The following is a 26,703-nucleotide window of genomic DNA, read 5'->3' as shown; positions in this document are numbered from 1 at the left end:
CGGTTACGATCCCGGGCATGCTTCTTGAGGATCAGCTGGACAGGTTGGCGGAACTGGGGCTGCCGCTCGCGGCCGGCCGGACCGTGGACGAGTTGCTGTACTCGTCGCCGCGGGAGGAGTACGAGAGCAAGCCGTTCGACGTGCTGCTGTTCACCCTGGGCTGCGCGGTCGAGGACGAGCCGTGGGAGCGGTGGTTCTGCGACCGGGCGTGGCACTTCGACACCGAGTGCGTCCGTGGCCCGGGTTCGTACGTGGCGATCGCCCGGCAGCTGTGCCGGATCGCCGGCCTGCCGGACGCCCTGTCCAAGCTGCGGGACCACGTCGACCTCGGCGAGGAGGAGGCGTGGATCGAGTACACGGCCAACGGCCGGCGGAACAGCTGGCCCATCGACGTCAGGGACGACTGGGCCGACCTGATGGTGGTCGGCTATCTCATCGACGAGTTGGAGGACGGGGAACGGCGCTTTCATGTCCGGCACAACGGCCAGGCCATGACCCTCTTCTTCCTCGACGACGACGCGGCCGCACGGCTCAACGCGCTGGCCGGCGGAGAGGCCGTCGCCCCCTTCCCGGGGTAGCGGCCCCGCCCGCCCGGTACCTCCGCTCGCCGCACGGACGGCGGCGCCCGGCGAGTCAGCGGGAGGAGGGCTCGATTCCCCAGGCGACGGCTCGGGCGGCGGCGGCCGCGCGGTTGGGGAGGTCGAGCTTGGCGAGGATGTGCTCGATGTGGGTCCCCACGGTGCGCGGTGTGATGTACAGCCGTTCGGCGATCTCCCGGTTGGTGCGGCCGACGGTCAGTTCGGCCAGTACCTGGACCTCCCGCGGCGAGAGTCCGCCGGGCCGCCGCGCGTCCACGACAGGATCTGCCGTGACGCTCTCCTCGGGCGGCGGGCCCGCGCAGGGGCCGACGGCCGCGGCGAGGGCCTCGGTCAGCAGGGTGACCACGGCGCGCGCCGGATCGGGCGTGCGCCGTGGCCGACGGGTGCTGACGTTCAGCATGCCGACGTACCGGCCGTCGGCGGCGAAGAGACACTGGGCCACGCCGTCCTCGATGCCGAGCGGACGCAGCACGTCCTGGAAGCCCGGGGACGCCGCCAGGAGCTGCCCGGGGACGTCCCTGAGCCAGAGACCGCCCCGGGCCGGACTGCGGAGCACGGAGAACATCGGGTCGTCGTGGAGACGGGTCTCGATGTAGGCCGTGGCGTCGTCCGGGTAGCTCCCGGCGAGGGTGGTGTGGCGTCGGCGCAGTGGGTCCCACCGGGTCAGGGAGGCGTGGTCGTACTCCACCACCTCCGACAGCGCCGCCAGGACCGTGTCGACGCCGGTCGCGCCGCACGTGGCGCTCCTGGCGGCCTCGCGGACATGAACGGCCGCGTCCAGGATGTCCGTCGTGCTCCGCTCCGCTGTCATCGTCCAAGGATGATCAGGTGCCCGGAATACGTCAATCGCGAAGGGTGTCGTGCACGACCTGCCCGTCCATGACGGTGAGGACGACGGGCATCTCCGGGATGTCGTGGGGGTCGGTGGTGAGCAGGTCTCCGTCGAGTACGCAGAGGTCGGCGACCTTGCCCGGTTCCAGGGAGCCCTTCCAGTCGTCGGCGAAGTCCTGCCAGGCCGCGTCGATCGTGTACGTACGGATCGCCTCGGCCAGGCCGATGCACTGCTCGGGGCCGCTGACCCGGCCGGCGGCCTTCGACTCGCGCAGCATCATGGTGGCGACGCCCTGGCGCCAGTCCGGGTATGTGACGGGGGCGTCGGACCCGCTGGCGACCCGTACGCCGGCGTCGATGGCGTCACGGTAGGGCCAGGCGTACGCGGCCCGTCCGGCGCCGACGAAGTCCTCCTCCATGTCGGCGACGGTCCACTTGATGGTGGGGTTCATGTTCACGCCGAAGCCGAGCGCGGCCAGCACCTTCATGCTGTGTGCGGTGAGGAAGTCGCCGTGGATGACGTAGTGGCGCGCGTCGGGCCGCGGGTGCTCGGCCATGGCCGCGGCGAAGGCGTCCGCGACGGTGTCGATGGCCCGGTCGCCGGTGACGTGGACGCCCATCTGGTGCCCGGCGGCGTGGGCATGCCGGATCATGGCGCCGATCTCGGCGATCCGCTCGGTGTCGGTCTCGCCGCCGACGCACAGGGAGCCGCAGCCGCCGCCGACGTACGGCTCGTGCATCCAGGACGTCTTGTTGGGGACGATGCCGTCGGCGAAGAGCTTGACCCCGTGGATCGCGAGGCGGCGCGGATCGGTGTCGCCGGGCTTGCCGAGGGCGGTGAGGGTGCGGGCGAACTCCTCGGCGGTGCCGGCCATGCCGGTGGGCAGGAGCAGGACGCCGAGGCGGGCGGTCAGTTCGCCGTCGGCCAGCAGCCGGCGGTAGACGTCGAGGGTCTCCGCACCGAGTGCGCCCCGCATGATGCCGTCGCCGCCGGGGCCGAGACCGGGCTCGGTGTAGCTGGTCACGCCGAGGCGGGCGAGCGTGGCGAGGGTCGAGCGGATCGCGTCGGTGCGCTCCTGCCGGCTGAGCGGCGGCAGCACGTTCTGGACCAGGGCCTGGGCCCCCTCGTGGAGCAGCCCGGTCGGCTCCCCCGCTTCGTCCACGACGATGGCTCCGCCGGGCGGGGCGACGGTGTGCCGGTCGATGCCTATGAGCTCCAGTGCCTTGGAGTTGACCCAGGTGGCATGTCCGGAGAAGGAGTACAGAACGACGGGGTGGTCCGGGCTCACGGCGTCGAGGTCGCGCCGCGAGGGCAGCCGCGACGGGTCGGAGACGCACTCGTCGAGATAGCCGGTGTCCCAGCCGTGTCCCGTGATCCACTGCCCTGCCGGAACCCGCCCGACGGCCTCCCGTACCACCTCGGCCACGTCCGCGAGGCAGGACACGGCAGGATGAGTGAGGTCGAGGGAGAGCGGCGGCGTCGCCATGCCGAAGGCGCATCCGTGCAGATGGGAATCGTTGATGCCGGGAAGCAGCGTCGCGCCCCGCAGGTCGACAACACGGGTGCCGGGTCCGATGAGCGGCGCGACGTCGTCCCGCCCGCCGACGGCGCTGATGACCCCGCCGGTCACCGCCAGGGCCGAGGCGACGGAGAACTCCGCGTCGACCGTGACCACCTGCCCGCCGACGAACACCAGATCCGCATACGTGCTCATGAAAGGTCCTCTCGAAAACCGGGTGCGCCACGGCCACCCGCGAACGATCTCCCGAGGACTATGGCCGCACCCCTCGCCCCCGCACATCGGTCATCCCACCGATACGCGCTCCGCGGCGGCGTCGGGTCTGTCCGCTCGGCCGTCGTGGGCCTCACGTACATGAGCTCCGGTCCTCGGAGCCGTTCGGGTCGCACGGCGCCGAGGGATCGCCTGTTGTCGGCTCCGGTAGCATCGGCTTCATGTCTGCTGGTTCGTGCGCGGCTTGTGCCGCAGTGACGAGGACGCTCCGCTAGCGGCGGGGCGTTCGTCTCACTTCTGCTGAACGTTCTGTCGCTTCGTGGTTGGACCGGAGCGGCACGTCCGTGCTGCTCGGGACTTCTTCCGAGCAACGGAGCACTTGGTGTTTTCAGGCATTCCCTTCTCGCGCCGGGACGCGTCGTCCCCCGTGCGTATGTGGCTGGCGCTGTGCTGTATGGCCATGCTGCAGTTCTTCATCGCGGTGGACGTGACCGTGGTCAATGTCGCCTTGCCGTCGATCGGTGCCGACTTCGGGGTCGATGGTCACGCTCTGACCTGGGTCGTGGTCGGGTACACGATCACCGGCGGCGGGCTGCTGATGCTCGGCGGCCGACTGGGCGACGTACTCGGCAGGCGCCGCATCCTGCTGCTCGGCACAGCTCTCTTCGGCACCGCGTCCCTGCTGGCCGGGCTCGCCCCGTCCTTCATCCTGCTGGTGACAGCCCGGCTGCTGCAGGGCGTCGGTGAAGCGCTGGCTCTTCCCGCAGCGATGGCAGTGATCGTGCTCATGTTTCCTGAAGGGCCACGCAGGTCACGGGCGCTGAGTGTGTGGGCGGCCGTGGCGAGTTGTGGTCTCGTCCTCGGGTTCGTCGTCTCCGGGATCGTCACCGAGTTGTTCGGCTGGCGGTGGATCTTCCTGGTGTCGGTGCCCTTCATCCTGGTCGTACTCGCTGCGGCGGTCTTCCTCGTGCCCAGTGAGCGACCTGCCGAGTCCATGTCTTCGGACCTTCCCGGTTCGCTCCTGCTGATCGCGGCTCCGCTGCTGTTCACCCTCGGGGTCGTCGAAGCGGGGAAGGCGGACAGCACACTGCCCTGGCTGCCGCCGGTGGCACTGGTCGGCGCAGCAGTCGCCGGGGCCCTGTTCATCAGGGTCGAGCGCCGGTCACGGAACCCGCTGGTGCCCCTGCGGTTCTTCCGCAGTCGACCGCGCGTCCTGGCCAACCTTGCCACCGCTCTGCTGAGCGCGGCACTGTCCACGTCGTTCCTGCTGTTCGCCTACTACCTCCAGGGCCGGTTGGGCGCCGGCCCGCTCCGGGCCGGACTGACGATGCTGCCCTTGGCGGTGTCCCTGATCGTGGCCTCGGTACTGGTTCCCGGGTTGCTCGGGCAGTGGGGCGCACGGGTCTGTGTCCTGGCCGGAATCTGCTCCACCGTCCTTGCGATGGCCGCCATCGCCCTGGTCTCCCACTTCGAGGCCACCGGTCTGGCGATGATCCCCGCCATGGTGTTCATCGCCGCCGGGATGGGGCTCGGGACCGTCGGGCTGCAGTACGTCGCGGTGACCGGAGTGACCGAGGACGACGCCGGCATCGCCTCCGGCATCCAGCGGGCCGCCGACCAACTGGGCGGCTCCACCGGGATCACGATCTGCGTCGGCGTCGGGTTCGCTCCTGCCCTGGAGGGCACCGACCCCTTCCTCGCCGGCAGCCTCCTGGCCACCGTCGGCCTCGCCGCGGCCGGGCTCGTCGCCTGGCGGATCTCCCTGCCCGCCGCGGTGACGGAGCGACCGCTCGGCTGACCCGGGCCAGGGCTGCGGTCCGTGCCATCGACAACCTGGGCCGCAGCCCTCGCTGTCCGCGAAGCACTCGACTTGCCGCGCGACCTCGCCGTCCGCGAAGCGTGCGGCCATGTCGCGGCGGGTCGGGCGGCGGCCGGTGTTCACCACGAACAGCTGTCTCGATCATTCACAGCAGGCTCAGCCAGGACCTGCGGTGGTCCGGGAAGCGGTCGGAGTCCGGGGCGAGGAAGTCGGCCAAGTCCGTGAGCGCGATCTGAAGCCGCACGAGTCCGGAGTGCGGCCGCGTCCACGATGCCAGTTCGCGGATGCCGTCCGACAGCGGCTCGAACCACGCGGCGAAGTCGGGGTCGGTGTCCAGGCGCCGGCAGGCTCAACTGCCTGATTGACCGCCCATGTCCGCGGCCAGTGCCGCGTAGATGTACTCGCTGCCCCAGCGATCCCCGTCGAGGTCGTTCTCGACCAGGTGCGCCTCCCGACGCATCCCGAGGCGCTCACAGACCCGCACGGACCCGGTGTTCTCCACATCCAGCCGTGCGTAGAGCCGGTGCACGCCGAGCCTGTCGAAGGCAAACCCGGCCAGCGCCACGGCCGCCTCGGTCGCATAGCCGTGCCCCTCGTGACGTGGGTCGAGAGTCCAGCCGATCTCGGCCTGGGCGGCGCGGGCATCGGCCTGGGTGAGCGTCACCTCGCCAAGAACGCCGGGCTCATCGCGTCGGCACACAGCAAGCGCCAGCTTGTCCCCGTCGGCGCACCAAACCGAGTGCGCCGCGCGCTCGGCCGCAACCTGCTCGCTGCGCTCCCGCGTGTGCGGCGGCCGGTACAAGTAGCGCGCCACGCTCGGCAGGCTCTGGTAGGCGTACAGGTCGTCGACGTCGCCGGGAGTGAACAGACGCAGCGACAACCGGGCCGTGGTCAACGGCAGCAGCGAGGCGACGTCCATGCGAACCTCCGGAACGCGGATGTGGATCAAGATGCGGACTGATTGTCGCATCACAACTGACGGGCAGCCACGCCTTTTCAACAGCAGCCCGACAGCCCCACCCCACCACGAGGCGCGGCATTCCAGGAGTTGTTCACCGACCCACGCTCCTAGGCGGAACTGGTGGTGCTGGCCGGCAGAGACTGCTGGTAGAGCGCCACCAACACGCCGTGCACGGGCTGGCCCTCTGCATTTTCCTCGGCCTCGTCGACCAGTTGGGCGAGGGTCTCGCCGAGTTCTCTTGCCTTCGCGGGAACCCTACGACGCGGACGGAAGGTGAAGAACACGCTCGGAGACTGCCTCCGATCCCCTGCGGCCGTGGTCAGGGCATCATGCGACGGAACGCGCTGCGCAGCCACTACGTCGGGGAGGCCAAGGGGGACAGCCCCACTGCGCGCGGTGCCGAAACGGCCCCTGCGATCATCGTGGTAGCCGGATCGATCGAGGAGTCGGATACGCCGAGGATGGTGCTCGTTCAGCACAGCCGCACCAACGAATCCCGGAGGACCACCCCCGATGACGAACTTCCTGCCTCGCCGACACGCACGCCGGGTGCTGCCAACGATGCTCCTCCTGGCCGTCACTGCCGGGACACTCACGGCCTGTAGCGAAACCGGCGCTTCCGCTCCGGAGGATTCCGCCTCGTCGGCTTCAGCGGCGCCGACCGCGTCGGCTTCGAAACCGGCAGCCGACCCGACGTTGCATATGATCAATGACGACGGCCGCCGTCTGGCGTTCCATGTCACTCCCGGCCATTCTCCCGCCATCGTCCTGGACGCGGGCGGGGGCCTGGACTCCTCGTACTGGAAGAATCTGGTTCCCAAGCTCGCGGCAGCCACCGGTTCCGAGATCATCACCTACGACCGGGCCGGGCTCGGTGACAGTGACGAGGTGCCGGGCCCCTGGAAGGTGGAGAGCGCCGTCAGCGATCTGGAGATCGGTCTGCGCGAACTCGGTGTCACCCGGAATGTCATCTTGGTGTCACACTCCCAGGCGGGCGAGGTCGCGACCTACTTCACCCGCGCGAACCCGCGGCTGGTCTCTGGTGCGGTGCTCGTCGACGCGAGCCTGCCGGAGCTCTACACCGACAAGGAGATCGCCCGTCTCGTAGCCGCGAACAAACCGCAGGTCGATGCGGCGAAGGCGGACCCTTCCACGAAGGAGAACCGTCAGTTGATCGCCACCGCGGAGAATTACGCACCGATGCACCGGGCGTACCACCAGGTCTCCTGGCCCGGCAGCGTCCCCGCCACCGTCATCGTGTCGGAGAAGACCCCGTTCGACGGGTCCCCCGAGGATGCCCAGCTCTGGCGGGACGCCGCCACCGCGTTCGCGAAGGCCGGCCCTGACCGGACACTCGTCACCGCTGAGGGCAGCTCGCACGACATCCCGAGCGAGCGCCCCGGCCTCGTTCTCAGCGAGATCGAGAAGATGGCCACCGCACGCGGATGACGTGTGTGGCAGGTCGACGGTCTCCGCTCCGTCCTCAGGACCTGCTTCCAGACACCGTCAAGGAGCGCGAAGCCTTCCGGGAACCCTTCCAGGAACTCGCGCCGAACGGGGTCGGACTCGGCTTCAACGATCGTGCCGAGCAGGTGGGTCAATTCGCTCCTCTGGACACCGATCCGCAGGTGGTGGGGATCGTGTCTCATCGTTTGAGTGGGCTGAGTCGGAGCAGCTCCGTCTCACCGACCTTTCGGCGAGTCCCACTCCCCGGACAGGCCGGATCGGGTGCGTGACGGGCTCAACTCCTGCAGACAGCATGGGTACTCACCTCAGCGCCGCACTCAGCGCCTCCGCCTCGGGAGCCATCGCTCCGTTCGGCACTCAGCCTGCGATGAGAAGCGTTCAGCCTTGGCTGCGGCAGGTCAGCCGTCCCCCTGGACACCGTTTTGCCGGACCGGCAACAGAAGTGGCCTGACCCGAACGCGATGGGCGACGGTGGGCCCGTGACCGACAACATCGCAGCAGGAACACCTATGTCCGACACCCCCTCGCCTGTCGACGGATACGTCGGAGACCCCGCCGTGCGGGCGGAGTGGGACAGCCGGTACGCCGACCGACAACAGCTGTGGAGTGGCCGGCCCAACGGTGCGCTCGTGGCCGAGACCGCCGGGCTCACCCCCGGGCGGGTGCTCGATGTCGGCTGTGGCGAGGGCGCGGACGCCGTCTGGCTCGCGCGCAACGGCTGGGACGTGACCGCGGTCGAGGTCTCGGGCGTGGCGCTGGAGCGGGCGGCCGGGCACGCGCGGGACGCCGGCCTCGCCGTTCGCTGGGTACACGCCGCACTGACGGAGGCGATGCTCCCGCCGGCCTCCTTCGACCTGGTCTCCGCGCAGTACCCGGCCCTGCTGCGCACCCCCGACGCCGCAGCCGAGCGAGCACTGCTCGCGGCCGTCGCGCCCGGCGGCGTACTGCTGCTCGTCCACCACGCGGGGATGGACAACCAGCACGCGAACGACAGCGGCTTCGACCCGGCCGACTACGTCTGGCCCTCGATGGTCACCGCTCTGCTCGACGACGACTGGGAGGTGGAGGTGAACGAGCAGCGGCCACGGGTGACACCCGAGGGCGGTGCCGGCGCGCACCATACCGACGACCTGGTGCTGCGCGCGCGCCGACTGCGCTGAGACCCCTCGCTCGCGGCAGGCCCCCGCAACATACGCCCATCCGCACCGGGCCTTCTCCTCGGACGCCCTTGACGCCGTGCGGGGGCGTATATCCAGCTGAAGATGCGGCAGTTCCGGCCCCGGGGCGGGCCACGGGAGTACCGGGTGGTGCAGCCGTGGCATCCGCTGCGGCAATACCGTCGACATCTCCTTCGAGGCCCATCGATACAGGAAGCTCAGCACCCGGCGCCCCGGGGAAGTGATGTCACATCCATCATGACAGGTCAGAGGGCGTTTTCGTAGGAGGAACGGCACAGGTGACCAGCCTTGTCCGGCCTCCTCCGAGGCGCCCAGAATCTCCGTCATGAATCACTCGGGGAAAGTCGATCAGGACGACATCATGCGGGCGCGGAATGTGCTGCTCGCGTCGGGACGCCGCACGCCGCGCGAGGAAGTCGACGCCTACCGGGTGCTCGCTCAGGTCAGCCCCGCCTCATACCTGCCGCTCTTGGCCAGGGCGCTGCAACGCCTGAGCTACGACACCGGCACGGGAAAGAAGCATGCGGCCTGTCTCGCGCTGTGCGAGGAGGCGGTGGCCGCGGCGCGGGCCATCGATCCGGCCGAACCTGCCCGTGCGGATGTTCTGTACGGGGCCCTCAACTCCTGCCAGAGAGAGCTGTACGACCTGGGTCGGCGCGCCGCAGGGCTCGCCATGCGCGCCGAGATGCTCGCCATGGGCCGTGCACAGGCCGAACGGTCCGGACACCTCGTGGTCAAGGGGCTGCATGAATGGGCTGCCGGTCTCTCCGGGGAAGGCCGGTACGCGGAGGCTGCCGATGCCATGACCGAGTTGGTCGCAGCGATCCTGCCCAACGGGCCCGGCGACGGAAGTCTCGCCTGGTCACTCCTGGAGTGGATCGCCGCTCTCCATGACGCCGGCCGGTCCGGTGAAGCACTCGCCGCGTTCGGGACTCTCGTCAGCACGGAAGCGGTCGAAGCCGCGAATGACCGCGTCCCGATGGCCTGCCATCTCTACTCGCTCATCGGGTACGCACAGATGCTCGACACCCATGGCCGAGGCGAGCAGGCGGCCCTCGTGCGGCAAGAGGCACTCGCCTTGCTGACGGAGTTGGCCGATAACGGTGAGCGAAAATCCTGGAGTGGCTATCAGACGTCGTTCTGGGCGGTGCTGCTGACCATCTCCGGTGCCGAAGGCGATCGCCCTGCGCCCGGCGAGCCGCGTCCGCCGTCGGGAGCGGCGCCCATGTGGTGGTCACCCGATGCCAAGCGGCGCTACTTCGACAGCCGTCATGCCCTCCGCGAAGAGGTGGACGCTCTCGCTCCGCGAGCCACCGAGGATCCGGACCGGCATCTGGCCGAGCTGGTCCGCCTGCATCGGGTCCTCACCGTCCGCTCCGCCGTCTACTGGGAGCAGCGCACCCATCTGTTCGCGGAGCACGTGCGCTCCCTGTTCGACGGCGGGGTGACCCTGGCCCACCGGCTGTCTCAGCACGACCCGGCGGAAGGAAGGCGAAAACTGGCCAGGGGCCTGATCGACCGATCGACCTTCCACGCCGCCGTCCACGAGTTCAGGCCCGCCCTCGATGACTTCCGCCAAGCCCTGAGCTGCCTGGGGGAAGCCCATTGACCAGCTTGAGCTGCGGCCGGCCGCGCTGAAGCGGAAGTGATCGGCGCGCGCAGCGCAGCGCAGTGCAGCACAGTGCAGTACAGCGCCGTCGGCGGGGAACGAGGCCGGTGTGTGCGATCAGCATCATCCGCGTCGTCCGTGGAGGGCGTGCACGCCGGTCCGCCCGGCGGAACCGGGTGCCGTCGGTCAGCGTCTGACGATCCGGTCGAGGACGGTGGCGGTGGCCGACTTGACCGCGTCGCGGTGGTGGAGGGGCTCTGCGGGCAGTTCGCTGGTGGGGCGCACGCCTCGGTCGGCGAGGATGTAGAGCAGACGCAGGGTGCGCAGGCAGTTGCTGAGGTGAGCGGGCACCGGGGTGCTGATGCGGTCGGCCCCGAAGCGGTCGGCTATCTCGTCCAGCCAGCCGACGGCGTCGCGTTCGCTCAGGTCGGTGCGGGTGAGGACCCGGGCGATCGCCCGAGCCAGGCGGTCGTCCTCCATCTGGTCGTAGACGTGGTCGGTGGGCGCCGTCAGCCGAGCGGCGGCGAGGTCCAGCATCCGCACCGGCGCCACCTCGGGATGGCGACCGAAGCAGGCGAGCAGGTCCGCGCCGTGCGCCACCGCGTGAAGCCAGCCGAGCGTCTCGTCGTGGCCGCGCAGATCCTGCTCCGCCGGGTACCAGCGCTCGAACGCGTCCACCCAGCCGCCCTTGAAGTCCCCCGCGGCCACCAGCATGTCGAGCACGAGGGGCGCGAAAGTGCGGGCCTCGACCCGCGGGTCGGTGAACCGGGTGGCCATCTCGTCCCCCAGCTCCAGTCGCCGGGACGTCCCGATCGTCCCGCGGGCGATCCAGGTCGCGAGGACGGTGTAGGGCGCGCCGTCCCGGATCAGCGGATCGGGATCCGCCAGGGCATGGGACAGCTCGCGGACGAGGTCGTCCATGGGCCGGTCGGTGGGCACGGCGCAGTCGGCGGCCTCGACACTCTTCCAGTCGGTCATGGCGGGCAGAATAGGTCCTTCCCGCGGCCGCGCGCCTGTGAATTATGTCCGGGTATCCACCCCAACCTGTCAACTTCCCGGCCAGACACGGTAGTTCCTGCGCCCGCATGACCCTGCCCGTCGGCGCCGGACAGGATGATGCGCGGCGGCCCGGTCCAGCGCGCGAAGCCGATGATCGTGTGTGTCCAGCACAGGCGGCCGCCCGGAGACGGGATTCGTTGGAAGCTCTCACCGGCTGAACTCGCGCCACACCCCAGTGGATGAGGTCCTCGTCCGGTACTCCGGCGGCCTACCGGACGGGGTTCCCGGTTGGTTCCGACCGGTGGAGTCAGGTGCCGCCCAGTGAAGTCAGGTATCGGGCATCCGGGATGTCAGGCACCGTAACGGGACGGAGCACCGTCAGAGACTCTTCCTGGCGAGCCATCATCGCAAAGGGGAACCTGTCGATTTCCAAGCAGAGATCGACATCGTCGGGGTGGTATCCGCTCCGCAGTCCACCGGCAAGATCGGCCGCGGCACGAGAAGTCCTCGCGCGGTCGAGATACGGGGCCGCCTCGACTTCGCCTCCGGCCATGGATCGACTGATGTATTCAGCGCAGGCCAGGTCCTCGTCGGCCCGGCCGTCCTCGCCGGTGATGACGAACGTCACCGGGCCGGGATCCTTGGTCTGCAGGAATCGCGCGGTCGGGCCGGCCACCACGAAGCTCGCGCACAGGACCAGCGGTGCGTTCGCGACGGCCAACGCGCCCACGGTCCCTGCCGTCGTCTTCTGCACCAGCGTGCGGCCGGTGAAATCGCATGACCTGAGCAGGCCAGGTGAGTTCACCGCGTCGAAGCCCGCTGCCGGAGCTCCGTCCTTCAACGCCAGCCAACCCGGGTGGCTCTCCTTCAAGGCAAGTGCCTCGCTCAGCGTCGAGGCCAGGACGATCTTCTCGACACCACGCGAGAAGGCCCAGGCGGCCACGGTGAAGGCGCGCATGACGTCGATGACGACAGCGACGCGGGGAGCGCCGGTCAACTCGGGTATGCCCACGAAGTGATGGTCCATCGCACCATTCTGACGCCTCTGGACCACCGAGAGGCACGAGTGGGCGGGCTGTCGTCGGAAGGGCCGCGCCGCGTCCGCAGCTGCGGAGGGCCTCGGTGCCTGCCCGGAGTCCTCGGCCGCGTCCCGCCCTCCGAACCGGGTCGTCGAAGCCGCAGGGTGTTGTGTTTCGGCGAGAGGTGCCGAGGTTCCGGGGTTTCAGGGTTCCGACGTTTCGGGGTTCCGGAGTCCCGGGTTTCCGGAGTGCACGTCCCGCCGGCCGATGGGGCCGCTCACGTGGTGGTGCCACTCCCCATGGTGGTGCCACTCCCCATGGTGGTGCCACCAGCACCCCGTACCCACTGCCTGGCGCCAGTGACCAAGGATCCGGCCCGGACCAGAGTGGTGCCATGTCCACTCGACGCGAAGCCCTCGCCACCTCGGCCGCCCTCACCGGCGGCGCCCTCCTGTCCGCCGCACCGCCCGCGGCGGCCGTCCCCCGCACGACTCCGGACCGTACGACGGCTGCCTCCGGTCAGCACCCCGGCAACACCATCGCTCTCACCCACGCCACCGTCCTGGGCGCGGGCGCCGACCGCACCGTGCTCGTACGCGACGGCCGCATCATTCGTACGGGCCGTTCGGCCGAGGTCCCGATTCCGCACGGGACGACGACGTACGACCTGACCGGCAAGTACATCGTCATGGGCGGCCTCGTCGAGTCCCATGTCCACAACCAAGGGCCCGAGACCGTGCTGCCGCCCCTCTTCCCGCTCAACGGTGTGACCGCGGTCCGCGAGATGTGGGGCAGCCCCCTGCACCACGAGTGGCGTGACAAGGTCCGCGCGGGCAAGCTCCTCGGCCCGCGCTGGGTGATCTCCAGCTCGATCATCGACGGGCGGCCCTCACTGTGGGCCAATGACACCGGCGATCGCGTCGTCGAGGTCGCCGACGCCCCGTCCGCGCGCCGTGCGGTGCGCGAGGCGAAGGCGAGCGGTGCGGACTTCGTCAAGGTGTACTCGCGGCTCACGCCAGAGGCGTACGAGGCGATCGCCGACGAGTCCCGTCGGCAGGGTCTGCGTCACGCGGGCCACTGCCCCGACACCCTTCCCATCGCCCGCGCGAGCGACACCGGGCAGCAGTCCATCGAGCACCTGCACGCCCTCCTCCTCGCCACCTCGGCCCGGGAGGCCGAGATCAGGCGGGCCATGGCGAAGATCCGTATCGACCCCGCCCTCGGCACCAGCTTCGAGCGTTACGCGAGCTGGTTCCGGCAGGTGCACGCGGTGGAGTGGGAGGCGGTGCAGACGTACGACGTCGGCCGTACCCGTGCCCTCTTCGACCGGCTCGCCGCCAATGGAACCCGCGTCGTCCCGACCCTCACCGTCCACCATTCGCTGGAGCGCACCGACCAGTTGCCCACCGACTCACCGGAGTTCGCGTACCTGCCCGGCTGGCTGACCGAGTCCTGGCCCACCATCTGGTCCTCCCTGACCGCAGGTCGCACCGCGCAGGACGTCTCCCGTATCCACCGGATCTACGAACACCGGCTGCACCTCGTCGCGGAACTCCACCGGGCCGGTGTGCAGTTGATCGCGGGCACCGACACCGGCACCGGCTACGCGGTTCCCGGCTTCGCCCTCCACCACGAGTTGGAACTGCTCGTCGAAGCGGGGCTGCCCACGCGGGACGTGCTCCACGCGGTGACCACCGCGCCCGCCCGGATGCTCGGCCTGCCGGACGACCGCGCCGACCTGCTGGTCCTGGACGCGGACCCGCGCACCGACATCCGGCATACGCAGCGGATCCACTCCGTCCTGGTCGACGGCCGCTATCTGGACCGGGCGGAGCGCCTGCGCCTGCTGGCCGACGTGGCGCGCGCCGCTGCCGCGAGCGAGCCCCCGGCGACGGGCGTAGCGGCTCCCCACATCTGCGCCCACTGACCGACCGGCGCCCGTCCTCGCGGGGCGGCGGTGGGCCGGCCAGCGTCGCCTCTTCAAGTCTTCAAGCCCTCAAGTCTTCACGCCCTCAAGACGGCGACCGCGTCAGGACGAGGCCGGGCAGCGTCCGTCTCAGGGATCAGCCGAGCAGTGCGGTTGCTTCGACTTCGACGAGTACGTCCGGCTCGAAGAGGTACTCGACACCGATGAGGGAGGCCGGTGGCATGGGGAGCCGGAGTCCGATCTCGTCGGCGACGGCCTCCACACCGGCCATGAAGTCGCCGATCTTCTCCGGGCTCCACCGGGTCACGTAGAACGTCAGGCGCAGCACGTCCGCGAACGACGCGTCCGCGCCCGCCAGGCCGACGGAGGTGTTGCGCAGTGCCTGGGCGACCTGACCGGCCAGGTCGCCGGGTGCGACCGGAGTCCCGTCGGCCCGGCGTGCGACCTGTCCGCTGACATGGACGTGCTTCGACCCGGTGCCCACGGCCACGTGGTGGTACGGGACCGGTTGCAGCATGCCTTCCGGCGTGAAGTGCTGAACGGTCATGGGTGTTTCTCCTTTGAACTAGGTATCCGTAAGCTACCTAGTGGAAGAAGGACACTTCAACGAGACCAGGTTTCGCCATGGATACCGACGACGAATTCCGCATCTCCCCTCCGCACCGCGAACTGCTCGACCAGATCCTCGACAAGTGGTCGCTCAGCGTCCTCAACGAGCTCTGCGAACGCCCGTGCCGCTTCAACGAACTGCGCCGGGCCATCCCCCAGGTCACACAGAAGTCGCTCACCGCGACACTTCGACGGCTCGAACGGAACGGCGTGGTCGGGCGCGAGGTCGTCTCCACCCGCCCGGTAGCGGTCAAATACCGGATCACGCCCCTCGGCAAGACCCTTCGGCCGCCCATCGACATGCTGCTGGCATGGGCCTCGCAGAACATGCCCGCCATCACACGCGCACGCGAAGACTTCGACACCCGGGAAGAGGAAACAGGCTTCTGACCCCTTCTTCCCCCGCCTCGGGGCGGGGGCAGAAGGGGGTAGGGCTGGGGGTGGAGTGGAGTGGGGTGGGACTCGATGGGCGTCAGGCTCCAGAGAAACGGGTCCGGGGCACTGCGCCTGGTGTTGGGTTCTCAGGCTTCGATGTACGCCACGATCGTGATCGTCTTCAGGGCCGTCACGAAGTAGATGACCCGTACGCCGTCGATCTCGTCCGTGTAGTCGCGCAGCAGGGTGCCGGGCACCTCGGTGCCCAGCTCGGGGTTGACGCTGATCGCGACGATCGCGCGGTCCAGGCGGTGCGTCTCGCCCGCGGTGAGCTTGGAAAGCTGGGTGAGCGCGGGCTCCACCGTGATGACGTGCGAGCGGCGCGGGCCGGGCTCAGGCGACACGAGGCCGCTCTTCCGCGAGACGGGCCAGGTGCTCGTCCCGGGCCGTCTCCCACGGCATGCCGGTCTCGGGCGAGGGATAGCCGTTCGCGGCGATGTCCTCCAGCACGGAGGCGAGGACATCGACCTTCGCGCGCTGGTCGGCAGCGTACGCGCGGACGGACGCGGCGGCGTGCTCGTCGAGGGGCTGACGGTCGGGCACGGGCGCGCTGGCCGGCTGCTGGCTCATCCGGGGCTCCTGGCTGTCATCTGGCGTTGTGTCACCACCGTATCGCCGGGCCGGGCCTCGGGACCCCCGTTACGGGCGATCCGGCCCCGGGGCTGCGGACGACGGGTCCCGGGTGGTGTCCGACACTGACGTAATGGATCAACTCAAGCAGGTTGTCGGGCTCGTCCGCGGCGTCCTGGCGCCGGATCTCCTCGGCACGTACCTCCACGGCTCCGCCGTGCTCGGGCGCCTCAACCCGGCAAGCGATCTGGACATCCTGGCCGTCACACGGCAGAGCCTGGACGGCCGGAAGCGGCGGGCGCTCCTTGAGGGCTTGCTGGAGATCTCCGGCCTCACGGCCACCGTCCGTCCGGTCGAACTCACCGTCGTCGTCCAGTCCGAGGTCCGCCCCTGGCGGTTCCCGCCGGTCGGGGACTTCTTGTACGGCGAGTGGCTCCGCGAAGAGCTTCGGGAGAGCGGGCCTCCGCAGCCCGGCCCGATGCCCGACCTGGCCCTTGTGCTCACCATGGCCCTGGCCGGCGACCGCCCTCTCACCGGACCACCTTCCGCCCAGCTCCTGGACCCCGTGCCGCACACCGACCTCGTCCGGGCAAGCGTCGCGGGCATCCCCGAGCTCCTCGACAGCCTGGCCGACGACACCCGTAACGTCCTGCTGACCCTGGCCCGCGTCTGGGCAACCCTCGCCACGGGCAGGATCGAGCCCAAGGACGCAGCCGCGGACTGGGCTCTCTCCCGCCTGCCTCCGGAACACCGTCCTGTCCTGGAGCACGCCAGGTATCTGTACCGCAACTGCCACTACGCGGAAGAGACTTGGAGTCACGAACTGACGGCACAAGTGCGCCCGTACGTGAACGAAGTCCTCATCCGTATCGACGAACTGCGCTGACAGGGGTGCGGCTCCGGCACGGGCTCGGGCATCTTCACCACGCACACGAGATCCTGTCCGGTCAGAGGACTGGACGGGATCTCGTCGTTCCCGGCCCGCCTTCCGCGCGGGCCGTGCCGCCTACGGGCCCACGGGCCGTCAGCGCCGGTGGGCGGCCCGGAGCCAGGTGATGTCGATCGCCGCGATCACGCCCCAGATCCAGTAGACGGCGGCAGCACCGCCCGGTGCGAGCGCCGTTGCCAGGGCGCCGAGGGCGACCGTGCCCAGGACGACCCGGGCACCGCGCCCCGCGGTCAGGGCGGTGCGCAGCGGCCCCCGTTCCGTCAGGCGGTCGGACAGATAGGCGTCGAACGCCTCCGCCACCTGGTCGTCGATCTCGTCCCGTGTCCGGGCATCCAGCGAATCAGACATGGGTCCCCCCGAATCCCGGCACCCGGCGGCGCCTCCCGGACCACGGTAATCATTGCAGAGAAGTTCTGCAAACAGTCTCTGCAATGATTGCAGAGAAGTTCTGCACTATGCTGGCGGGCATGGTCGAGCGTCCCGAGACGAGAGTGCTCACCGGCCCGGACCTCAAGGCCTTCTACAAGGCGCTGTCCAACCCGGTGCGCCGCGACATCCTGAGCTATCTCGGCGAGCACGGCGAGGCGAACTCCACCAGCGTCGCCAAGGCCCTCGGCGAATCCACCGGCACCACCAGCTATCACCTGCGCAAGCTCGCCGACCTCAAGCTGATCGCGGAGATCGAGGAGCGTTCCACCGGGCGGGAGCGCTGGTGGAAGTCGCTGATGACGAACATCTTCACGCCGCCCGGTCTGGAGATGACCGAGGACGAGCGCGAGGCCGCCGTGAAGCTCGGTGCGCTCAAGATGGCCCATGACCTGAACCTGGTCGTGAAGGCGTACGCCGGATACGACGCCTCGGCGGGGTGGAACCAGATCTACCGCGCCGGTCTGCGGATGACGAAGGAGCAAGTGGCCTCGTTCACCGAGGAGTACCAGGCGCTGCTGCGCAAGTACACGAGCGCACCCGGCGAACACCCGCCGGACGCACGGCAGATGGCCGTACGCCTGGTCATGCTGCCCGACGACGGCGGCAGGCCCGCGGCGCCGCCGTGCGAGGAGCTGTGACGGCAGGAACCACCGAGTGGTGTCGGCGGGGCCCACTACGCTGGTGATGCGCGCCCGATCCGGGGCGCACGGCCGATGACCGCAGACCGATGACCTCAGGCCAATGGCGTCCGGAGCGGGGATCAGGAAGGCTGGCACGCATGGTTTCGGTGGTGCAGAACGTGGCGATCGACTGTGCGGATGCCTACGAGCTGGCCCGGTTCTGGAGCAGGGTGACCGGTCGGCCACTGCACCCGGAGGACAGGCCGGGTGCTCGGGAGACTCAGCTGCTGCTGACGGAGGGGCCCATGCTGTACTTCAACCAGGTGCCCGAACCCAAGAAGGTCAAGAACCGGATTCATCTGTGTCTGCGTCCTGAGACCTCGCGTGAGCAGGAGGTGGAACGGCTGCTGGGGATCGGTGCCACCTTGGTCACCGACCACCGGAATCCCGATGGCTCTGGCTGGGCCGTTCTTGCCGACCCCGAAGGCAATGAATTCTGTGTTCTTCGCAGCGAGTCCGACCGGGCCGCCATGAATTCCTGAAGTTCACGCGCCACCCTGGCCGCGCAGCTGTGCTGGCCACGCGGCCGTCCCGGTGGCTTCCGCTGTCTCAGGCGTCTCAGCTGTCTCGGTCACCCCAGTCGCCTCAGCTGTCGTGGTTGTCTCCGTTGTCTCAGTTGTCTTCGAGTAGCTCGCCAACCTCTTCGGCGTACACGTCGAGAGCCCCGAGTGCCGAAGGGACGTCCCGGAGGCGCGCGCGGGCCCCGTCCAGGAACTCCCGCATCTCGGAGCCGAAGTGCTGACTGCCGATCTCATCATCATCGGGGAGGGTCCAGCCTGTTCCCCGAGCACCGAGGAAGCGGTTCACCGACGTCAGCGCGCGGATGTGGGGGACCAACTCCGCGCGTCGGCCCCGGTACATCTCCTCGGGCTCCGGCCCATCGCCGAAGACCTCCCCGCACCAGGCCTCGGGCGTACCGTCGGCCGGGGCGAACGCATCGGCCAGTGCGTGCCACACGGGGCGTGCCACGAGCGCGGAGAAGACACGGCGGCCGAAGAGGGTCGCCGCCGGACACACCTCGGACGAGTCGCTGACGTTCCGTTCGAAGTAGCTCAGCAGAGCCTCGATGTCCCGCGGTGGATCGCCGTACGCGTCGGCGTACTCCGTGTCCGTGATGAAGTCACCGCCCCGGGCACTGCGGGAGAAGTACGCGAACACCAGGTCGGTGTTGAGGTCTTCCTCGATGCCGTCGATGGAGCCGAGCCGGTTGTAGCAGCCGGAGATGCCGAGGGTGACCGGGCGGTACCCGCCCTCGGTCGCCATCAGCCCGACGGCCACCGCGTCGGTCCCGCGCAGACTGATCCCGGTGACGGCGCATCGAAGATCATAGAAACCCATGCGCCGGATCCTATGCAGTGGCCCTCCACCGGGAGCACCCGAGGGATATCGACCTCCGCCGGCCCGCGGCGTCACGGCCCGACCGGGGCGCGTGCCGCAGCAGTTCGGGAGAGCCGGTCGGCCCGTTTGAGCAGGTGGCGTTGTTCGGGCAGGCTGGTGGTCAGCCGGGCGGCGTGCAGGTAGGCCTCGTGCACCGTGCGCCGGAGGCGTACTCGGAACCGGGGGTGAACCAGTGGTTCCGCTGTGGACGGCCGATCCTGAACACGTCGGCCGGAATGCCTTGTTACGTTCTCACCATGTGCTCATGGAGGCACCGTCATACGGGGCCGAAACAGTGACGCGCATGAACAAGAGCCCGCGCAAGTGCCTGCGTACGAACACCATCCCGAAGCCAGGAGTACGGCGGGCCACCACCGCCGTACTCCTGGCCCTGTCCGCCTCGGCGGCCGCCCTGGTCGTGCCCGGCCCGGCGTTCGCCCGAGCGTCGTCGGGCGCCACCGCCCCAGTCCCGCCGATCCGTTGGGGCGCCTGCCCCGAGGCCGAACCGCCGTACCCCGACCCGAGCCCGAAGGCGCAGTGCGCGACGGTCAAGGTGCCGCTGGACTGGTCGAAGCCGAAGGGCCCGAAGGTCGGCATCTTCGTCGCCCGCTACCCGGCCACCGACCCCGCGCGGCGGATCGGTGTCCTGATGTCCAACCCGGGCGGCCCCGGAGCGCCCGGTTCCGATGACGCGCTGTACGCGGACGACCCCATCAGCGGCTACACCCCGGCCATGCTCCAGCGCTTCGACATGATCGGCTTCGACCCGCGCGGCATCGGCCGCAGCCAGAACGCCGAGTGCGACGAGTCGATCGCCGACTCGGTCCCGACCCGCCCCCATAACGCGGTCGAGTTCGAACGGATGCGCACCCTGAACGGCCGGCTGGCGGACAGCTGCCTGAAGCGGACGGGGCCGCTCGCCTCCCATATGGACGGCGAGAGCGTGGCCCGCGACATGGACGCGATCAGGGCCGCCCTCGGCGAAAGCAGGATCAGCTTCCTCGGCCACTCCTACGGCACGTTCCTCGGCGAGCGTTACGCACGTCTGTTCCCGGGCAGGCTGCGCGCACTGGCCCTCGACAGTGCGATGGACCCGAGCCGACCCGACGCCGAGCGCTATCTCACCGACGGAAGCGTCACCATCGACAACACCCTGAAGCGGCTCGCGGCCTGGTGCAAGAAGGACGCGGCCTGCGCACTCAAGGGCAAGGACCTGACGGCCGTCACCGACGAGCTGTTCGCCCGCGCCGACGCGGGCACACTCCGTGACCCGGGCCCGAACGGGCCGACGCGGACCAAGGTCGACGCCGACAAGCTGTCCGACTTTCTCACCTTCGCACTCGGCAAGGGCAGCCCGGAGGTGACGGCAGAGCAGCTGGCCGCCCTGTACACAGGAAAGGGCGAGGTCTACTGGATCGCCGCCGGTACCGACTCCGCCTCACAACTCGTCCTGTGCCGGGACTACGACTTCCGGATCCGCGACTACGCCCAGTACCTGGCCATCCGCAAGAGGGTCGCGAAGGCCGCTCCACACGTCCGCTACAACGCCCAGTCGCTGGACACCGTCCTCGGCTGCCAGGGCTGGACCATGCCGCCCAAGGCCGCCCCCGTCCGGGCGAAGGGCGACCTCCCGCCCGTCCTCGTGGCCAACGCCAGCCACGACCTGGCGACTCCGCTGCCGGGCGCGCAGCGCATGGCGAACTCCTTCCCGAAGGCTTCGCTGTTCACGATGGACGTCGTGGGTCACTGGCTCTACCGCAGAGGCGGGACGGAGAAGGCGATGCGAGTGATCGACACCTACCTCACCAGTCCGAAGGGCTGACCCGAGGGACTGGCCCGAAGGGCTGACCCGAAGAGTGGGAGGCTTCCCGTTGTCACGGAACGCTTGACCGCACCGTCCGCCGGGCAGCCACCCACCGTTCTCCGTACACGCCTGGCGGGAACATCATTTCCGGTCAGAACCCTTTGCACCAAGGGGAGTTGCGCGAGTCTGGCTCGCCGTTCCGGGCGCGAGTGTGTCGTTACTCATACGTTGCGAGGCGGCTTCACCCGGCACACAGTCGGCGGGGTAGCGTTGGGTCCGCCATGGACCTTGCCTATATTCCCAGCCCCTCGACCGGTGTGATCCATCTCGGACCGGTTCCGCTGCGCGGCTACGCGTTCTGCATCATCATCGGTGTCTTCGTCGGCATCTGGATCGGCTCCAAGCAGTGGCGGGCGCGGGGAGGACAGCCCGGCACCGTCGCCGACATCGCCATCTGGGCGGTGCCGTTCGGCCTTGTCGGCGGCCGCCTCTACCACGTCATCACCACCTACGAGCTCTACTTCGGTGAAGGCAAGAACTGGATCGACGCCTTCAAGGTCTGGGAGGGCGGCCTCGGTATCTGGGGGGCGATCGCGCTGGGCGCGGTCGGCGCCTGGATCGGCTGCCGCCGCCGCGGAGTCCCGCTCCCCGCCTACGCCGACGCGCTCGCCCCCGGCATCGTGATCGCGCAGGCGATCGGCCGCTGGGGCAACTGGTTCAACCAGGAGCTGTACGGCAAGCCGACCGATGTCCCGTGGGCCCTGAAGATCGACAACGGCCTCGACAACGGCACCTTCCACCCGACCTTCCTCTATGAGTCGCTGTGGTGCGTCGGTGTCGGGCTGCTCGTCATCTGGGCGGACAAGAAGTTCAAGCTCGGGCACGGGCGGGCGTTCGCGCTGTACGTCGCTGCTTACTGCGCCGGGCGCGTCTGGACCGAGTACCTGCGGATCGACGAGGCGCACCACATCATGGGCCTGCGCCTCAACGTCTGGACCGCGATCTTCGTCTTCATCCTCGCCGTCGTGTACTTCGTGGTCTCGGCGAAGGTGCGACCGGGCCGCGAGGAGATCGTGGAGCCTCAGGAGACGGCAGCGGCGGCCGAGTCGGACTCGGACGATGAGGGACCGAAGGACGAGAAGAAGGCGGACCTCAAGAAGAAGGACGCGGACGACAGCGAGTCCGGAACCGACTCCGAGTCCGCATCCGATTCCGAATCCGAGAAGTCCGGGGGAACGGCGGTCAAGACCGAGAAGGGCTGACTTCCCCCGCAGCCGGGCAGAAGGCCGGTGGTTCCGTGGATTCCTCCACCACGGAACCACCGGCCTTGGCGTTTCCAGGATTCCCGGATGACGTACTGGTGCCAATCCAGCAGGCGGACGGCGAGCCGGTGAACTGGTGCCAAGCCAGTGGACGAATGGCTAGCGGGCCCGCCGGTTGAACGGCGGGCCCGTGCCGTCCGCTTCTAGCGCTCGAACCACCGCGTTGTCGCGTCCCAGGCCGAACGCAGCGCCTCCGGCTGGGCCAGCTCGTGGTGCTGGCAGGGCAGGGCGGTCTGCACCACCTCTCCGGTGACGTACAGCTTCCACCGGTCCCCCAGTGCCGCCCCTGCGGGTTTGCCCAGCAGAGCCGCCACATGGATCAGGTCGCCCTGGAACACACGGGGAATGTGTGTGGTGGCGATGGCGACGTTGTTGGACCGCACGCCCTCGGCCAGGGCGAGCTCCTCGTCGGAGAGGTCGAGCCCGAAGCGCTCGCCGACCCGTAGGACGGCGTCCGTCCAGTCGACCACCTCAAGCTGCTCGTGCTGGTCGACGCCCTGCTCCAGGCTGACCGACGGATAGGCATCGAGCACCACCAGCGCGGCAACCTCCTCGCCGGCCTCCTGCAACTGCACCGCCATCTCGTGTGCGACGACGCCTCCCAGGGACCAGCCCAGCAGGTGGTACGGACCGGTCTTCTGCACCTGGCGGATCTGCTCGATGTAGTCCGCGGCCATCTCCTTGACGGAGCCGGGCAGCGCACCCTCCTCGCTCAGGCCGCGTGCCTGAAGGCCGTACAGCGGCCACTCCTCGGGCATGATCCCGGTCAGCGGCGCATAGCACCAGCTGAGGCCACCGGCAGGGTGCACCGCGAAGAACGGCGGCCGAGTTCCGTCCGCTCGAAGAGGAAGCAGCACCTTGAGCCCGCCGACGCCGGACGGTCGGCTCAGCCCGCGCACGAGGGACTCGACTGTCGGGGTCTCGAAGAGGTTCCGGATCCCCAGCGCGACTCCGAGCGTTGAGCGCAGCCGCTCCACCAGCGTCACCGCGAGGAGCGAGTGCCCGCCGAGCTCGAAGAAGTTGTCGTCGATGCCGACCCGCGGCAGGCCGAGCACCTCGGCGAACACTTCGCAGACCAGCCGCTCGTCCGCCGTACGTGGAGCCCGGTAGGAGGCCTCCAGTGCGGTGGTGTGGTCCGGGGCGGGCAGTGCGCGCCGGTCGAGCTTGCCGTTGACCGTCAGCGGTAGCGTGTCCAGTACGAGGATCGCGGACGGGACCATGTAGTCCGGCAGCACCGCCGCCAGATCGGCCCGGATCCCGGACGTGTCCACGGTGTCCGTGGCCGCGGCCGTGCCTTCGGCGGGCACGACGTAGGCAATCAGCCGCTTGTCGCCGGGGATGTCCTCGCGGACGATCGCGGTGGCCTGGGCTATACCGGGCCGGTCGAGCAGCGCCGCCTCGATCTCGCCCAGCTCGATACGGAAACCACGGATCTTGACCTGGTCGTCCGTACGGCCCAGGTAATCCAGCGTCCCGTCCGCACGCCAACGCGCCAGGTCACCCGTGCGATACATCCGCTCGCCCTGGGTACCGAACGGACAGGCCACGAAACGCTCCGCCGTCAGACCCGGACGGTTGAGGTAACCGCGTGCCAGACCGGCACCGGCCACATACATCTCACCGGCCACGCCCACCGGGACCGGGGCCAGGAACTCATCCAGCACGAACACCCGGGTGTTGACCACAGGCGAACCGATCGACACCTCTCCCGCCGACGAATCGCAACGCCACAGCGTCGCATCCACCGTCGTCTCGGTCGGGCCGTAGGAGTTGAACACGCGGTGACCCCGCGTCCAGCGCACCATCACATCCGGCGGGCACGACTCGCCGGCGGTCACCAGGACCACGTCCTCGGCGATCGACCGCTCGTCCAGCGTCGCCAGAACGGCCGGCGGCAGCGTCACATGCGTCACGCTCTGTTCCGCGAGGAAGCGCGGCAACGCCTCGCCCAGACGCCGGTCCTGCGGGATCACCACCAGGGTCGCACCGGTCAGCAGAGTCATGAACCACTCCCAGCCGAAGGTGTCGAAGCCCGCCGAGGCGAACTGTCCGACCCGCGACCCGGCACCGACCCCCAGGTAGCGCACCTGACCCGCCACCAAGCTAGCCACACCTGTGTGCGAGACCAACACGCCCTTGGGCCGGCCCGTGGAACCGGAGGTGTAGATCACGTACGCCGCATCCGCAGTCCTCACCACGCGGTCGACCAGCGCACCGCTGTCCAGGCCCGCGAGTTCCGCCACTGTCTCCGGCGCGTCCACCAGCACGGCGGAATCCGGCAGCACCGACGCCGTGCCCGAGGAAGCCAGCACCATCACGGGCGCCGCGTCTGCCAGCATGTAGCCGATGCGGTCGGCCGGGTACGCCGGATCGATCGGCATGTACGCGCCGCCCGCCTTCGATATCGCCAGCAGCGACACCATCAGCTCGACCCCGCGCTCAAGGCAGACACCAACCAGCGACTGCGCGCCGACACCCCGTGAGACCAGCAGTCTCGCAAGGCGGTTCGCCCTCGCGTCGAGCTCGGCGTACGACACCTCGACCCCGTCGGCGACCACGGCAACCGCCTGCGGCGTCCGTGCGACGTGCGCCTCGAACTGCTCCGGGATCGTCGCGGCCGGAACCTCGGACCTGGTGTCGTTCCAGGTGGTGAGCAGCTGTTCGTGCTGCCAGTCGTCGAGGACGCCGATCCGGTCGAGCCGGGTGTCCGGGCGCTCCTCCAGGGCACCGACCAGGTTCTCGATGGCGGTGTGCAGCAGCCCGCAGACCGTCTCGGGATCGATCGGGTGACCGGCCTGTACGGAGAGCCGGAACCCGGTGCCGGTGTCGTCGACCGACGCCGTGAGCGGGTAGTTGGTGCGCTCATGGCCGTACAGGAGCTTGATGCCCGCGAGGCCGGTCCTGCCGTCTGCGGCACCCGGGCTGTGGCGGTAGTTGAGGAGTGAGGTGAACAGCGGACTCTGGGCCGGGAGGCTCGTGGCCTGCTGTGCCAGGGCCAGGGGGGCGTGCTCGTGCCGGAGCAGTTCGCCGAGCTGGGCCTGTACGGTTCCCAGGCCCTGGTCCAGGGTCTGGGTCGCGTCGATCCGGATCGGCAACGTGTTGATGTACAGGCCGGGGGTGCGATGGGCCGTCCCGCCCGCGTCCATGCGGCCCAGGAGAACGGTGCCGAAGACGGGGTGGGTCTGGCCGGTCGTCGCGGCAGCCACCCGCGCCCAGGCGAGGTGGAAGAACGCCGCCGCGCTGACGCCGTGGCGGCGCGTCTGCACGCGCAGCCGTTCGGCCGTGTCCGCGGCAAGTGCCAGTACGGCCTCGCCGGTGCCGCTGCCGTCACCATGGGTGTCCATGACACCGTAAGGGGCGGTCGGCTCTTCTACGTCGCCGAGGACCCGCTCGAAGTAGGCGCGGTGCTGCTCCTGCGAGACGGCCAGGCGCGAGTACGCGACGAAGTCACGGTACGGAGCAGGCTCGGCAAGCCCCGCCTCCTGGTGTTCCAGGTGAGCGCGTACCTCGTCGAGGAGGATCTCCAGCGCCTGGTGGTCACGGGTCAGGTGATGGGTCCGCAACGCCATCAGCCAACGATCCCCGTCGGCGTCGCGGGTGTCCTGGGTGATCGTCACGTCGATCATCGGTGCCAGTCGGATGTCCATCGATGCCGGACAGGCCGCGAGCAGCAGGGCCGGTGTGTCGCCGTCGGTGGTGGGTGCGAGCGTCACTTCGTGAACGGGAAGAGTCGCCTGCCGCTGGACGACCTGCAAGGGCTGGGAAAGGTTCTCCCACAGCACCGCCGTGCGCAGAATGTCATGACGGTCGACGACGTGCTGCAACGCGGTGATGAAGTCGTCGACGCGCTGCCGGGAATCGAACCCCAGCACCGTCGGCACGATATACACATCGCGGCCCTGCTCCGCATCCAGCAGGTGATGGAAGAAGATCCCCTCCTGCAACGGCGCCAGCGGGTAGATGTCCGCAATGTTCGCCGCACCACCCGGAACCGCCTCGACGATCCGGTCGAGATCGGCTGGGGTCAGTTCGGCAAGCGTCACCATCTCCGGCGTCAGAACCGTGGCATCACGGGGAATCCGGTTCTCCGGGACCACGAACACCGGACCCGCCCCGTCAGCCGCGGCCAGACCAGCGGGCGTCGGCGTCTGGAACAACGCCCGCACCGACACGGACATGCCGCGCGAACGCAACCGCTCCGTGAGCGTCACCGCGAGAAGGGAGTGCCCGCCGAGCTCGAAGAAGTTGTCATCGATACCCACCCGCTCAAGGCTCAGAATGTCGGCGAACGTCTCACACAGAAGCTGCTCGTCCGGCGTGCGCGGGGCCCGGTAGGACACTTCCAGGGCGGTGGTGCGGTCCGGGGCCGGCAGGGCGCGCCGGTCG

At 69.4% G+C, this 26,703-nt stretch carries 24 protein-coding genes; 12 read left to right on the top strand and 12 right to left on the bottom strand.

Going from position 1 to position 26,703, the window contains the following annotated elements; translation table 11 throughout:
* Positions 1-17: 17 nt before the first annotated feature.
* Positions 18-578, top strand: coding sequence for a hypothetical protein (locus GA0115234_RS03225; RefSeq protein WP_141718381.1), 561 nt, complete (start codon positions 18-20; stop codon positions 576-578).
* 55 nt (positions 579-633) lie between these two features.
* Here GA0115234_RS03225 and GA0115234_RS03220 read toward each other — a convergent pair whose 3' ends face one another.
* Both GA0115234_RS03220 and GA0115234_RS03215 read right to left on the bottom strand, forming a co-directional pair.
* Positions 634-1,410, bottom strand: coding sequence for a helix-turn-helix transcriptional regulator (locus GA0115234_RS03220; RefSeq protein WP_093539296.1), 777 nt, complete (start codon positions 1,408-1,410; stop codon positions 634-636).
* A 31-nt stretch (positions 1,411-1,441) separates the two neighbouring features.
* Positions 1,442-3,145: an amidohydrolase gene (locus GA0115234_RS03215; protein ID WP_093539295.1), complete on the bottom strand. Its 1,704-nt coding sequence runs from the start codon at positions 3,143-3,145 to the stop codon at positions 1,442-1,444.
* Between the two features lie 472 nt (positions 3,146-3,617).
* Here GA0115234_RS03215 and GA0115234_RS03210 point away from each other — a divergent pair, with 472 nt between their 5' ends.
* Positions 3,618-4,961, top strand: a complete 1,344-nt coding sequence (locus GA0115234_RS03210; protein WP_093539321.1) for an MFS transporter — start codon at positions 3,618-3,620, stop codon at positions 4,959-4,961.
* Between the two features lie 370 nt (positions 4,962-5,331).
* Here GA0115234_RS03210 and GA0115234_RS03205 read toward each other — a convergent pair whose 3' ends face one another.
* Both GA0115234_RS03205 and GA0115234_RS03200 read right to left on the bottom strand, forming a co-directional pair.
* The gene (locus tag GA0115234_RS03205) at positions 5,332-5,901 is read right to left on the bottom strand and encodes a GNAT family N-acetyltransferase (RefSeq protein ID WP_093539320.1); all 570 of its coding nucleotides are present in this window, start codon (positions 5,899-5,901) and stop codon (positions 5,332-5,334) included.
* Between the two features lie 149 nt (positions 5,902-6,050).
* Complete coding sequence (locus GA0115234_RS03200; RefSeq protein WP_237541054.1) at positions 6,051-6,227, bottom strand: hypothetical protein; 177 nt, start codon at positions 6,225-6,227, stop codon at positions 6,051-6,053.
* Positions 6,228-6,645: 418 nt separating this feature from the next.
* Between GA0115234_RS03200 and GA0115234_RS03195 the strand changes: the two genes are divergently transcribed.
* The 3 genes from GA0115234_RS03195 to GA0115234_RS03185 all read left to right on the top strand — a co-directional run bounded on the left by GA0115234_RS03195 (position 6,646) and on the right by GA0115234_RS03185 (position 10,197).
* The gene (locus GA0115234_RS03195) at positions 6,646-7,392 is read left to right on the top strand and encodes an alpha/beta fold hydrolase (protein ID WP_237541053.1); all 747 of its coding nucleotides are present in this window, start codon (positions 6,646-6,648) and stop codon (positions 7,390-7,392) included.
* Positions 7,393-7,889: 497 nt separating this feature from the next.
* On the top strand, positions 7,890-8,570 hold the full coding sequence (locus GA0115234_RS03190; RefSeq protein ID WP_093539319.1) for a class I SAM-dependent methyltransferase: 681 nt from the start codon (positions 7,890-7,892) through the stop codon (positions 8,568-8,570).
* 343 nt (positions 8,571-8,913) lie between these two features.
* A complete protein-coding gene (locus GA0115234_RS03185; RefSeq protein WP_093539293.1) occupies positions 8,914-10,197 on the top strand; it encodes a hypothetical protein in 1,284 nt (427 codons plus the stop codon).
* Positions 10,198-10,383: 186 nt separating this feature from the next.
* Here GA0115234_RS03185 and GA0115234_RS03180 read toward each other — a convergent pair whose 3' ends face one another.
* Both GA0115234_RS03180 and GA0115234_RS03175 read right to left on the bottom strand, forming a co-directional pair.
* Positions 10,384-11,175, bottom strand: a complete 792-nt coding sequence (locus GA0115234_RS03180) for a DUF2785 domain-containing protein (protein WP_093539292.1) — start codon at positions 11,173-11,175, stop codon at positions 10,384-10,386.
* 328 nt (positions 11,176-11,503) lie between these two features.
* The gene (locus GA0115234_RS03175; RefSeq protein WP_093539291.1) at positions 11,504-12,223 is read right to left on the bottom strand and encodes a 2-phosphosulfolactate phosphatase; all 720 of its coding nucleotides are present in this window, start codon (positions 12,221-12,223) and stop codon (positions 11,504-11,506) included.
* Between the two features lie 386 nt (positions 12,224-12,609).
* Between GA0115234_RS03175 and GA0115234_RS03170 the strand changes: the two genes are divergently transcribed.
* A complete protein-coding gene (locus tag GA0115234_RS03170; RefSeq protein WP_093539290.1) occupies positions 12,610-14,142 on the top strand; it encodes an amidohydrolase family protein in 1,533 nt (510 codons plus the stop codon).
* Positions 14,143-14,278: 136 nt separating this feature from the next.
* Here GA0115234_RS03170 and GA0115234_RS03165 read toward each other — a convergent pair whose 3' ends face one another.
* Positions 14,279-14,689: a RidA family protein gene (locus tag GA0115234_RS03165; protein ID WP_093539289.1), complete on the bottom strand. Its 411-nt coding sequence runs from the start codon at positions 14,687-14,689 to the stop codon at positions 14,279-14,281.
* A 77-nt stretch (positions 14,690-14,766) separates the two neighbouring features.
* On the opposite strand from GA0115234_RS03165, the gene GA0115234_RS03160 reads away from it, so the two are divergent.
* Complete coding sequence (locus GA0115234_RS03160; protein WP_093539288.1) at positions 14,767-15,141, top strand: winged helix-turn-helix transcriptional regulator; 375 nt, start codon at positions 14,767-14,769, stop codon at positions 15,139-15,141.
* Between the two features lie 131 nt (positions 15,142-15,272).
* Here GA0115234_RS03160 and GA0115234_RS03155 read toward each other — a convergent pair whose 3' ends face one another.
* Positions 15,273-15,530: a hypothetical protein gene (locus GA0115234_RS03155; protein WP_093539287.1), complete on the bottom strand. Its 258-nt coding sequence runs from the start codon at positions 15,528-15,530 to the stop codon at positions 15,273-15,275.
* Entirely contained in the window at positions 15,520-15,756 is a 237-nt protein-coding gene (locus GA0115234_RS03150; protein WP_093539286.1) for a hypothetical protein, read from the bottom strand. Before GA0115234_RS03150 ends, GA0115234_RS03155 begins: the two co-directional genes overlap by 11 nt.
* Positions 15,757-15,889: 133 nt before the next feature.
* Here GA0115234_RS03150 and GA0115234_RS03145 point away from each other — a divergent pair, with 133 nt between their 5' ends.
* Complete coding sequence (locus GA0115234_RS03145; protein WP_093539285.1) at positions 15,890-16,642, top strand: aminoglycoside adenylyltransferase family protein; 753 nt, start codon at positions 15,890-15,892, stop codon at positions 16,640-16,642.
* A gap of 138 nt (positions 16,643-16,780) precedes the next feature.
* Here the strand turns inward: GA0115234_RS03145 and GA0115234_RS03140 are convergent, their stop codons facing one another.
* Positions 16,781-17,053 (bottom strand): hypothetical protein, encoded by a 273-nt coding sequence (locus GA0115234_RS03140; RefSeq protein ID WP_093539284.1) that lies wholly within the window; start codon positions 17,051-17,053, stop codon positions 16,781-16,783.
* A 119-nt stretch (positions 17,054-17,172) separates the two neighbouring features.
* Here GA0115234_RS03140 and GA0115234_RS03135 point away from each other — a divergent pair, with 119 nt between their 5' ends.
* Both GA0115234_RS03135 and GA0115234_RS03130 read left to right on the top strand, forming a co-directional pair.
* Positions 17,173-17,772 carry an ArsR/SmtB family transcription factor gene (locus GA0115234_RS03135; protein WP_093539318.1) on the top strand — a complete coding sequence of 200 codons (600 nt, stop codon included), beginning with the start codon at positions 17,173-17,175 and terminating at the stop codon, positions 17,770-17,772.
* A 140-nt stretch (positions 17,773-17,912) separates the two neighbouring features.
* Positions 17,913-18,296, top strand: a complete 384-nt coding sequence (locus GA0115234_RS03130) for a VOC family protein (protein WP_093539283.1) — start codon at positions 17,913-17,915, stop codon at positions 18,294-18,296.
* A gap of 130 nt (positions 18,297-18,426) precedes the next feature.
* On the opposite strand, the gene GA0115234_RS03125 is transcribed toward GA0115234_RS03130, so the two are convergent.
* Positions 18,427-19,152, bottom strand: coding sequence for a hypothetical protein (locus GA0115234_RS03125; protein WP_093539282.1), 726 nt, complete (start codon positions 19,150-19,152; stop codon positions 18,427-18,429).
* 343 nt (positions 19,153-19,495) lie between these two features.
* Here GA0115234_RS03125 and GA0115234_RS03120 point away from each other — a divergent pair, with 343 nt between their 5' ends.
* Positions 19,496-21,013, top strand: a complete 1,518-nt coding sequence (locus GA0115234_RS03120; RefSeq protein WP_093539281.1) for an alpha/beta fold hydrolase — start codon at positions 19,496-19,498, stop codon at positions 21,011-21,013.
* A 263-nt stretch (positions 21,014-21,276) separates the two neighbouring features.
* Positions 21,277-22,257 (top strand): prolipoprotein diacylglyceryl transferase, encoded by a 981-nt coding sequence (gene lgt, locus GA0115234_RS03115; protein ID WP_093539280.1) that lies wholly within the window; start codon positions 21,277-21,279, stop codon positions 22,255-22,257.
* A gap of 203 nt (positions 22,258-22,460) precedes the next feature.
* Here lgt and GA0115234_RS03110 read toward each other — a convergent pair.
* Positions 22,461-26,703, bottom strand: a 4,243-nt coding sequence (locus GA0115234_RS03110; protein WP_141718380.1) for a non-ribosomal peptide synthetase, incomplete at its 5' end; no start/stop codon positions are given.

Origin of the sequence: Streptomyces sp. DvalAA-43 (genome assembly GCF_900091725.1) — a bacterium.
GTDB classification, from domain to species: Bacteria; Actinomycetota; Actinomycetes; order Streptomycetales; family Streptomycetaceae; genus Streptomyces; species Streptomyces pulveraceus.
The sequence above is the reverse complement of the archived record's forward strand: the minus strand, read 5'-3'. Positions and strand labels throughout refer to the sequence as shown.

Bases quoted from the DNA above. Each gene is read 5' to 3' on its own strand.
- GA0115234_RS03225 (WP_141718381.1), top strand. From the start codon at position 18: ATGCTTCTTGAGGATCAGCTGGACAGGTTGGCGGAACTGGGGCTGCCG.
- GA0115234_RS03220 (WP_093539296.1), bottom strand. From the start codon at position 1,410: ATGACAGCGGAGCGGAGCACGACGGACATCCTGGACGCGGCCGTTCAT.
- GA0115234_RS03215 (WP_093539295.1), bottom strand. From the start codon at position 3,145: ATGAGCACGTATGCGGATCTGGTGTTCGTCGGCGGGCAGGTGGTCACG.
- GA0115234_RS03210 (WP_093539321.1), top strand. From the start codon at position 3,618: ATGGCCATGCTGCAGTTCTTCATCGCGGTGGACGTGACCGTGGTCAAT.
- GA0115234_RS03205 (WP_093539320.1), bottom strand. From the start codon at position 5,901: ATGGACGTCGCCTCGCTGCTGCCGTTGACCACGGCCCGGTTGTCGCTG.
- GA0115234_RS03195 (WP_237541053.1), top strand. From the start codon at position 6,646: ATGATCAATGACGACGGCCGCCGTCTGGCGTTCCATGTCACTCCCGGC.
- GA0115234_RS03185 (WP_093539293.1), top strand. From the start codon at position 8,914: ATGAATCACTCGGGGAAAGTCGATCAGGACGACATCATGCGGGCGCGG.
- GA0115234_RS03180 (WP_093539292.1), bottom strand. From the start codon at position 11,175: ATGACCGACTGGAAGAGTGTCGAGGCCGCCGACTGCGCCGTGCCCACC.
- GA0115234_RS03175 (WP_093539291.1), bottom strand. From the start codon at position 12,223: ATGGACCATCACTTCGTGGGCATACCCGAGTTGACCGGCGCTCCCCGC.
- GA0115234_RS03170 (WP_093539290.1), top strand. From the start codon at position 12,610: ATGTCCACTCGACGCGAAGCCCTCGCCACCTCGGCCGCCCTCACCGGC.
- GA0115234_RS03165 (WP_093539289.1), bottom strand. From the start codon at position 14,689: ATGACCGTTCAGCACTTCACGCCGGAAGGCATGCTGCAACCGGTCCCG.
- GA0115234_RS03160 (WP_093539288.1), top strand. From the start codon at position 14,767: ATGGATACCGACGACGAATTCCGCATCTCCCCTCCGCACCGCGAACTG.
- GA0115234_RS03150 (WP_093539286.1), bottom strand. From the start codon at position 15,756: ATGAGCCAGCAGCCGGCCAGCGCGCCCGTGCCCGACCGTCAGCCCCTC.
- GA0115234_RS03145 (WP_093539285.1), top strand. From the start codon at position 15,890: ATGGATCAACTCAAGCAGGTTGTCGGGCTCGTCCGCGGCGTCCTGGCG.
- GA0115234_RS03140 (WP_093539284.1), bottom strand. From the start codon at position 17,053: ATGTCTGATTCGCTGGATGCCCGGACACGGGACGAGATCGACGACCAG.
- GA0115234_RS03135 (WP_093539318.1), top strand. From the start codon at position 17,173: ATGGTCGAGCGTCCCGAGACGAGAGTGCTCACCGGCCCGGACCTCAAG.
- GA0115234_RS03130 (WP_093539283.1), top strand. From the start codon at position 17,913: ATGGTTTCGGTGGTGCAGAACGTGGCGATCGACTGTGCGGATGCCTAC.
- GA0115234_RS03125 (WP_093539282.1), bottom strand. From the start codon at position 19,152: ATGGGTTTCTATGATCTTCGATGCGCCGTCACCGGGATCAGTCTGCGC.
- GA0115234_RS03120 (WP_093539281.1), top strand. From the start codon at position 19,496: ATGAACAAGAGCCCGCGCAAGTGCCTGCGTACGAACACCATCCCGAAG.
- lgt (WP_093539280.1), top strand. From the start codon at position 21,277: ATGGACCTTGCCTATATTCCCAGCCCCTCGACCGGTGTGATCCATCTC.